Genomic DNA, 7436 nt, shown 5'->3' with positions numbered 1-7436 from the left:
CATACGAGATGATATCCTAAGTCTCGTGGGCTCGGAGATGTGTATAAGAGACAGACTCAGGGATATTCTTCCATTATTCCGAAATCGTGCGAGCACCCCTCTACCCACGCGCAGCGCGCTTGCCGATCAGGCAGTTCGCCATGATCCGCACCGCGGCGCCGATCTCGTTCTCGCGCCAGGCGGCGAAGCCGAGCAACAGGCCGTGGTCGCGCGGCCGCTCCAGCGCGAGGCTCGACAGCGCGCGCACCTCGACCCCTGCGGCCACCAGCCGCGCGACTGCGCTTTGGTCGGCGGCGCCGTCCCTGAAACGGGCAATCAGCTGCATGCCGCCAGGCGGGACCTCGGCCGTGAGCACCTCGCCGAGCTGCCGCGCCAGCGCCGTAGCGAGGTGGTCGCGGCGCGCGCGATAGATGCGCCGCATCCGCCTGACATGGGCCAGGAAATGCCCGTCGGCCATGAAGGCGGCCAGCGCTTCCTGGACATGCACGGAGGCGATCAGCCCGAGATGGCGCTGCGCGATCTCCATCGTCCGTGCCAGCTGTGGCGGCACCACCAGATAGCCGATGCGGATATCGGCCGTCATCGCCTTGGCGAAGGTGCCGAGATAGAGCACGCGTCCCTCGCGATCGAGCCCCTGCAGCGCCGGCATCGGGCGACTGTCATAGTGAAACTCGCCGTCGTAATCGTCCTCGACGATCCAGGTCTTGCCGGGCTCGGCGGAAGCCAACAGCTCGGTGCGGCGCGCGACCGGCATCACCCGTCCGGTCGGGTGCTGATGCGACGGCGTCGCGAAGATGAGCTTCGGCGCGCGCGTCGCGCGCATCCGCATCATTCCCCATTGATCGAGCCTGACGCCGGCGACGTCGGCACCGGCCGCGCGGAACGCCGCCGCGGCGCCGGGATAGCCGGGATCCTCCGTCCACACCGCATCGCCGGCCACGATGGTGGTCGCGGCGATCAGCGTCAGCGCCGCCTGCGCCGTCGGCAGGATCAGGATCTGATCGGCCTCGGCACGCACCCCGCGGCTGACTTCAAGATAGTCGCATAAGGCTTCGCGCAGACTTGGCCGGTTGACTACGGTTTGGTCGTTGAAGCGGCGGCGCAGCGCACTGCGGCGCAGGCAGCGCGCCCAGATCTCGTGCGGAAACTCGCGCGCATCCGCAAGCCCGGGGCGGAGCGGCCGGAAATCCGCCTGGTAGGACAGCGGCCAATCGGTGTCGGAGAGCTGCAAGGCCCAGGGCGACAGCAATGGTTTGCGGGCGGCCTCGCGCTTTGGCGCCAGCGCAGGTTTGGCGAAGCGCGCTTCGATATCGTCGGTCACAACCGGCCGCCGCCGCGCCGCGACCCGCAGATATCCTTCGGCCGCCAGCTGCTCATAGGCATGCGTCACGGTGTTGCGCGCCACGTCGAGCTCGGCCGCAAGGCCGCGGCTCGACGGCAGCATGGCGCCGCTCCGGATCCGGCCGCTCGCCATCAGCGCGCGCAGCTGCTGGGTCAGCTGCGCGGCCAGCCCGGCATCGTCCGATCGCTTCAGCGCGAGCAATTCGGCGAGGATCAATCTGGCTCCATCGTTCTACGAAATCTGACTCTTTCGATAGAGCCAGCATGATCCTATTCACAAGCGGTATCGCCCGCAAGGATTCTGCCGTGAACCAGTCACTCTCCCCCGCCAAGGCCGCCGCCCTGTTCATCGTCGTGGTGCTGGCCTGGGGCATCAACTGGTCGGTCACGAAATCGCTGGTCGAGGCGGTGCCGCCGCTGTGGACCGCCTCGATCCGCAGCTGGGTCGCCCTGATCGCGCTGCTGGTGATCCTGCGCGCCAGCGGCAATTTGATCATTCCGCGGATCGCCGATGTCCCGGTGGTGCTCAGCGTGGCGCTGCTGCACATGACGTTCTTCTCGACGCTGGTCGCCGCCGGCCTGCGCTATCTCCCGGCCAGCAAGGGCGTCGTGCTCGGCTACACCACGCCGCTGTGGGTCGCGCTTGCCGCGGCCGCCGCGCGTACCGAACGGCTCGGCGCGCTCAAGCTTGTCGGCGTCGCGCTCGGACTCGCCGGGCTCTGCGTGATCCTCAACCCGGCGTCGCTGGACTGGAGCAATCTGCACGTCCTCGCCGGCGCCGGCATGATCATCATCGCCGCGATCTGTTGGGCCGCGAACATCATCTACATCCGCTCGCACCGCTGGATCGCGACGCCGCTGCAATTGCTGCTGTGGCAGGTGCTGGTCGCGACGCTGGTGCTGACGATGTCGGCGCTGATCACCGAGGGCGTGCCCGAGGTGACATGGTCGCCACACCTCCTGCTGCTGTTCCTCTATTCCGGCTTCATCGGCACCGCGCTGGCCTATTGGGCGATGTCCATGGTCAACAAGAGCCTGCCGGCGCTGACCACCTCGCTCGGCACGACGGGGACGCCGATCGTCGGCATCGTGACCGCGGCACTGCTGCTTGGCGAGCCGATCGATCTGTCGCTGGCGATCGCCGCGGCGCTGATCGTCGGCGGCATCGCGCTGAGTTCGCTCGCGGACGCGCCGTCGCGTGCGTAATGAGGGCCCGTACTCATAGATTCGTCACGTCCGCGTCGGTCTCAGACGCTGACGTCGAAACCGACGTCGCTGCATGTCGGCCTTGGGCCAAATGCGGACATGGCCAGCTCAATCGATCGCCTCGTCGGCGCGCGGGCAACGACATCGCGAAACGGCAACGGGCGCGATTGAGCAAATTGTATTGATCCAGATCAAGACCGCTGCCACCGGCCGGCCACTACGCTGTCGGCCAGGAAGTGCCGCCCAACACGTACCGAAGGATGTTGGACTCAAGGATGAGCATTTTTGTTTTAGTTCATGAGCGCAATCTTCGGTACCAAGGCGGAGGCGACCTCGCCGGGCGTTACCGAAACGTGGGAGCGATCATGAGTGCACCGTCTCCCCGGTAATGAAGCCGCACATCACGAGTACAGTCGGCTACTTCCCACAGGAGCCTTTCAAGAAGGACACAACTCATGTCGAACTATGATCGAAATGCAGCTGCGCCGGGCTTCCCCGCAAACGGCGCCATAGCGATAGACGTCGGCCTTCGCGCTTTTATGCTGCGCGTATATAATTACATGGCCGCCGGCGTTGGCTTGACCGGCGCTGCAGCGTTTTTGACCTATCAGTTCACCGGCCCTGAATTGCTTCAAAGTCCGCTGATGTGGGTGCTAATGCTGGCGCCACTGGGACTAGTGTTCTTTATCGGTGCACGAATCAACACGCTGTCGGTGGGAGCTGCGCGAGGATTGTTTTTCCTCTATGCGGCCCTGGTCGGGATTTCATTGTCGACCATCTTCCACATTTACACACAGTCCTCGATCACCAGAGTGTTCTTCATCTCAGCGGCGGCCTTCGGCGCGCTCAGTATCTGGGGCTACAGTACCCAGCGAAGCTTGTCTGGATTTGGAACGTTCCTGCTTATGGGCTTGATCGGCATCATTATCGCTAGCCTGGTCAATCTGTTTCTGAGATCGAGCGGGCTCGATTGGATGATTTCCATTATCGGAGTCGGCGTCTTTGCGGGGCTCACGGCCTACGATACCCAGCGGATCAAGGGGATGTACGACGGCGGCGATGACACCACTTCGGCCGGCCGCAAGGCAGTGTTGGGTGCGCTGTCGCTCTACCTCAACTTCATCAACCTGTTCATGATGATGCTGCGCCTGATGGGCGGCCGACGCTAGACTACGACGTCATTCTCGAGTGCGATCCGCTCGCCACTGCGCGATGAGGCGCGACGATTGAATAACAAGGGCGCTTTGGCGTGGGAATGTCTGCTGAGGGTCAACTCGGAAGTCGGAACGCGCAACCGTAACGTCCGCTTCACCTCCGACACCTGACTTTCGATAGCCTGCGCGGCACTTCCGAAAAGGGCAGTGACCCGGGCGCCTACATTGATCCAGATCAAGGGGCGGGGGCCGGCTACTATAGAGTTGCTGCGCTGAGATCGTTAGATACTCCCAACCCTGCCCGACATCGAGTGCTCGACGTATCATTGCTGCGCAAGCTGAAGGGATATTGAAATGATCACAGTTCCGGAACTGGTATCGCAAGCCTTGGGGTCGTTTCTAACGGCGGAAACGAAGGACCGGTTTGGCGCTTCACATGCCGGTTTGACTGAGCTGCTTCCGTTTGCGGCGAAGCTCACGTTGGAGTGCATCGGTAACAGCGACGCCCTGTACCACAACATTGAGCATACATTGCTCGTTACCCTTGCCGGACACGACATCTTAACCGGACGTGCGCTGTTGCGGCCGACGACAGCAAACGATTATGCGAATTTCATTCTGGCGTGCCTCACCCATGACATCGGGTACGTTCGCGGCATTGTTCAAGGAGATGAAGACGAGTCCTTTATCGCAGATGTAAATGGCGGTACCATTCGTCTGCCTCGAGGATCGTCCGATGCCGCGCTTGCTCCGTATCACGTGGACCGTTCGAAATTGTTCGTCCTCGAGCGCCGGGACTCAGAAGAGTTGGATGCGAACCGCGTGGCCCGGGCAATCGAATATACCCGCTTTCCTTATACGCTATCCTCGAACGACAGTCTGATAGAAGAAGAGGGGTTGCTGCTGCGAGCCGCCGATCTTATCGGGCAGCTCGGCGATCCCCACTATCTGAGGAAGTCGAACGCGCTGTTCTACGAATTTGAAGAGGTCGGGCTCAACAAAACGCTGGGCTACGCGACGCCGGCAGACATCGTTTATAAGTATCCCCAATTTTACTGGAAGACCGCTGCCCCCCAAATTCAAACGGCGATACGCTATCTCAATGTCACTTCTCGCGGCCGTCGATGGATAGCAACTCTCTATGGTAACGTGTTTCGGGCGGAGCGTGAGATGAATCTGTCGGGACCGCAGCCGTAATTGGCGCCGTCTCGTAGCCGAACATGGTGACAGTGCCGACCACGAGCGCAGGTGGTTTGCCAGAATCCACCAATGGATCAGGTTCGGGTCATAAGCCGCCGATAACTACCGAACTGGGCAACTTCCGCTTTATGACTGGAAGCCGACGGTTATGAGTAAACGCCCTAGGCCGTCGCGAGCGGCCTCACTCGCAGCGCGCCGCGCAGGCCGGCGCCGTGCCGAGCATGATGCCGGCGATCGCGATGAGGGACGACAGCGAGAGCGTCGACAGTCCGGTCAGCCCCTGCCCGACCGAGCAGCCGAACGCCATCACGCCGCCGGCGCCCATCAGCGCGGCGCCGCTCGCCGAGCGCAGCATGTGCTGCGGCGACCGGTAGCCTTCGAGCTGGAAGCGCCCGGTGGCGATGGCCGTGATCAGGCTGCCGGCAAACACGCCGAACACGGTGACGATACCGAAATTGAGCGTCGAACCGGTCGACAGCATCACATATTGCAGGGCGTCGGCGATCGGCGCGATGAAGGTCAGCGAGGTCACCGGCACCGGATTGAAATCATCCGCGCCGAGATAACCGGTCGCGTACCAGCCTCCTGCCACCAGCAGGCCGACGATCAGGCCGGCCGCGATCTGTCCGAATGATTTCCGGAACGGCGCATGGGCGAAGGCAAAGATGATCAGGACGGCTGATAGCACCGAGGCGGCGACCATTCGCGCCTGCACCGCGCCGAGGCCGGCGCTCACCAGCAGTGACGGCACAGAATTGGCGGCGACCGTGGCCTGCGAGGCCTGCACCATTGCGATCCGCGCCGGGGCAATCAGACCCTTCAGCGTCATCTCGGCGAAGATGCCGAGCACGATCACGACCACGAAGGAGCGCAGATTGCCGCGCCCCAGCAGCACCAGGGCTCGGGAACCGCAGCCGTTCGACAGCACCATGCCATAGCCGAACAGCAGCCCGCCGAGGAACATCACCGGCGCCGAGAAGGACGGCTGCAGATAGATCGACTTGCCGAGATCGACGAGGCCTGCCGCCGCCAAAAGCTGCGAGGCCGCGATCGCAACCCCCATCGCCAGCGCATAGGTGCGCACCAGGCGGCCGTCACCCTCCGCCCACCAGCCGCGCAGGCCGCTCATCATGCAGAAGCCGCTGAGCAGCCCGACCGAGCCATAGATCAGGCCGATGATCAGGGCGGCGATGATGACGATCGTGGCGGGGTCCATGGAAGTCCTTCAGTTGCCTTCGTCATTGCGAGCGAAGCGAAGCAATCCATATCACCGCGGGCGGGAGAGAGTGGATTGCTTCGTCGCTTCGCTCCTCGCAATGACGGGTGGAATTAGGGCCGCAAAATCACGCGGTCACGCGACGAGCCTGCCACGGCAACAAACGCCGCCTTGGCCTGTTCCAGCGGATAGATCGCGCTCGGCTTGATCGGGAATGGCTTCAGATGTCCGCCGGCAAAGCCCGGCGCAAGCTCGCGCAACACCTCGCCGGTCGCAACCGACGACAACGCAAGCGTGTCGATGCCGACATAGGTGTGCTGGCCGCGGTAGAATTCGAGGATGTCGAACTGCACGATGCGGTCGACCGCCGCGATCAGGATCTGGCGGCCGCGCAGCGCCAGCGACTTGTGCGCGGCCTGGAAATAGGGATCGCCGACCGTGTTGTAGACGATGTCGGCGCCCTTGCCGCCGGTCAGCTCGCGCACGCGAGCGGCGACGTCGGTGGTCGAGGCGTCGATCACCTCGACCGGCGAATTGCTGTGGCCCTCATAGGGCTCGCTCTTGCGCACCACGCCGATCACGCGCGCACCGTGCCAGCTCGCGATCTGCACCGCGGCCTGCCCGACCTTGCCGTTGACGCCCATCACCAGCACGCTCTCGCCCGTCTTCGGCAGGCCGGCGCGGCGCAGGCCCTCCATCGCGGTGACGAAGGGCACGCCGATCCCGGCGGCTTCGTCCCAGGAAATGCCGGCGGGCTTTTCCACCACCGCATCGCGCTCGACCGCCAGATGCGTGGCATGGGTGCCGTCGCGGCGGATGCCGAGGTCGCCGGACGAGCCGAACACCTCACGCCCGATGAATTCAGCCGGGCCATCGATCACGACGCCGGCGTAGTCGCGGCCCGAGGTACGCGGGAATATGGCATAGGGCATCAGCCCGGTCGCGGCTTTCACATCGGACGGATTGACCGCCGCCGCCCTCACCTCGATCAAGACGTCGTTGTCGCCGCGCGAAAGTGCATGAGTCTCGACCACCGGCGCCACCGCCGCCGCGTTCTCCGCCTTCGTCAGCAGGCGCACGCAGCGGGCGTCGACCGCGCGACTGTCTGGGTTGGAAGCGGATTGCATCCGTGTCTCCGGCCGAAGGGCATGGTGCCGAATTGAAGCCCTTATGGATCGGCTCCATGGTGGCTGTGCCCGCAACTAACGAACTTGTCGATTAGACTAAGAGGGCCGATCCGGCAAGCACGAGAGAGCGCTTAGTCTACCCCGGAAGGTGGAGTTTAGGAATGCGGCGATCGACGCGCAGAAAGCTCCCGT

Annotated in this window: 5 protein-coding genes and 1 pseudogene; 3 read left to right on the top strand and 3 right to left on the bottom strand. The window is 63.6% G+C overall.

The features are described from left to right. Positions 1-100 precede the first annotated feature (100 nt). Positions 101-1558 (bottom strand): PLP-dependent aminotransferase family protein, encoded by a 1458-nt coding sequence (locus PMN64_RS40915; RefSeq protein ID WP_411784856.1) that lies wholly within the window; start codon positions 1556-1558, stop codon positions 101-103. Between the two features lie 47 nt (positions 1559-1605). Between PMN64_RS40915 and PMN64_RS40910 the strand changes: the two genes are divergently transcribed. From PMN64_RS40910 to PMN64_RS40900, 3 genes are all read left to right on the top strand, one after another. Next, complete coding sequence (locus tag PMN64_RS40910; protein WP_411784855.1) at positions 1606-2547, top strand: DMT family transporter; 942 nt, start codon at positions 1606-1608, stop codon at positions 2545-2547. A 455-nt stretch (positions 2548-3002) separates the two neighbouring features. After that, entirely contained in the window at positions 3003-3716 is a 714-nt protein-coding gene (locus PMN64_RS40905) for a Bax inhibitor-1/YccA family protein (protein ID WP_411784853.1), read from the top strand. A 339-nt stretch (positions 3717-4055) separates the two neighbouring features. Continuing rightward, a complete protein-coding gene (locus PMN64_RS40900) occupies positions 4056-4898 on the top strand; it encodes a metal-dependent phosphohydrolase (RefSeq protein ID WP_411784852.1) in 843 nt (280 codons plus the stop codon). Positions 4899-5062: 164 nt separating this feature from the next. On the opposite strand, the pseudogene PMN64_RS40895 reads toward PMN64_RS40900, so the two are convergent. Together PMN64_RS40895 and PMN64_RS40890 are read right to left on the bottom strand one after the other, a co-directional pair. Next, positions 5063-6117: pseudogene (locus tag PMN64_RS40895) on the bottom strand (YeeE/YedE family protein). Positions 6118-6230: 113 nt separating this feature from the next. Beyond that, entirely contained in the window at positions 6231-7244 is a 1014-nt protein-coding gene (locus PMN64_RS40890; protein ID WP_411784851.1) for a quinone oxidoreductase family protein, read from the bottom strand. Between the last annotated feature and the right edge of the window lie 192 nt (positions 7245-7436).

The organism is Bradyrhizobium sp. UFLA01-814 (assembly GCF_046718885.1).
Classification (GTDB): Bacteria; Pseudomonadota; Alphaproteobacteria; order Rhizobiales; family Xanthobacteraceae; genus Bradyrhizobium; species Bradyrhizobium elkanii.
The sequence above is the reverse complement of the archived record's forward strand: the minus strand, read 5'-3'. Positions and strand labels throughout refer to the sequence as shown.